A 1,127-nucleotide genomic window follows, 5' to 3' on the forward strand; every position below is an offset into this window, starting at 1 on the left:
CGCCCGGATGCTCGCCGAGGAGACGGCCGACACCGAGGGCGTCGTGCCGATCCCCGGGGCGCCGGAGTTCCTCGCCTCGCTGCGGGGGCTGCCGCATGCGCTCGTGACCTCGGCCGACGTTCCGCTGTCGACGGCGCGGATGGCCGCGGCCGGACTGGAGCTGCCCGAGGTGCGGGTGACCGCGGAGTCCGTCGGGGCGAGCAAGCCCGACCCGGAGGGCTTTCTGAAGGGCGCCGCCGAACTGGGTGTGGCGCCTTCGGACTGTGTGGTGTTCGAGGACTCCGGGGCCGNNCCTGACGCGGGTGCGCGTGGAGGCCGTGGGGGACGGGACGATCCGTCTGCACATCGGTTGAGGACCGCTCGGGGGTGTCTGCCGTCCGGTCGGTCAGACGTGGGCGGCGATGGTGTGCGCGCACGCCAGGGCCTCGGTGTGGGTGGTGTCCACCTCCACGTCGTAGCGCACGCCCTCGTGGACGACGTGGGCCTGTGACGCGGCCATGCCCCGGACCCGGTCGCCTCGGGCGANNNNCGGCGCGGGCCATCGCGGCGATGCCCTCGGCGAAGGCCGGCCACGGGTCCGGCAGCACCTCTTGCAGCCACCGTACGATCCCGGACTTGCCCGAACTCGAACCGCCGTTGAGCACGATCACCTGTGTGGTCACGGCGTCACAGTAGGGCGGCCGGGCCGGTCATGGCTTCTTGGTTTCCGACTCCAGCTTCTCCCGCGTCTCCCGGTCGTAGACACCGAGGTCGTCGGTCTGGATGCCGCGTGACCACTGGTAGTTGCGGACGGCCTCCTCGAGCCGGCTGTCGTAGTCGCCGTCGGGGTCCTCGCCGTAGAGATACAACTGGCGTAGCCGGAGCTGGAGTTCGCTGACCTCCGGGCCTCGGTCGCCGAGGCGCAGGACGGTGGGGCCGCCGCTCTGGCGGGAGTTGCCCGGGGGTGCCTTCCCCGGGTCGGTGGCCGTGGCGGACGTCCGGGGCGCCGACGGGCCGGCCGACTGCGACGCGCTCGGCGAGGCGCCCGACGCGGACGGCGACGGGGAGGCCGACGGGCTCCCGGTGGCCGACGGCGACGGCGGCGGTGCGGCGGGGGCCGAGGGCGTGACCGGTGCGGTCCGCGCCGG

2 protein-coding genes and 1 pseudogene are annotated in these 1,127 nt (G+C 74.2%); 1 reads left to right on the plus strand and 2 read right to left on the minus strand.

Translation table 11 applies throughout. From position 1 onward, the window contains the following. Nucleotides 1-490: HAD-IA family hydrolase (locus CCL05_RS42495; protein WP_244204611.1), on the plus strand; the 490-nt coding region annotated here is incomplete at its 5' end. Here the strand turns inward: CCL05_RS42495 and CCL05_RS42500 are convergent. Together CCL05_RS42500 and CCL05_RS44655 are read right to left on the minus strand one after the other, a co-directional pair. Then, a pseudogene (locus tag CCL05_RS42500) lies at nucleotides 386-662 on the minus strand (phosphotransferase-like protein). The gene CCL05_RS42495 and the pseudogene CCL05_RS42500 sit on opposite strands and share 105 nt — an antisense overlap. A gap of 27 nt (nucleotides 663-689) precedes the next feature. Beyond that, on the minus strand, nucleotides 690-1,127 hold a 438-nt coding region (locus CCL05_RS44655; RefSeq protein ID WP_143590054.1), incomplete at its 5' end, for a peptidoglycan-binding domain-containing protein.

The organism is Streptomyces africanus (assembly GCF_002150735.1).
GTDB classification, from domain to species: domain Bacteria; phylum Actinomycetota; class Actinomycetes; order Streptomycetales; family Streptomycetaceae; genus Streptomyces; species Streptomyces africanus.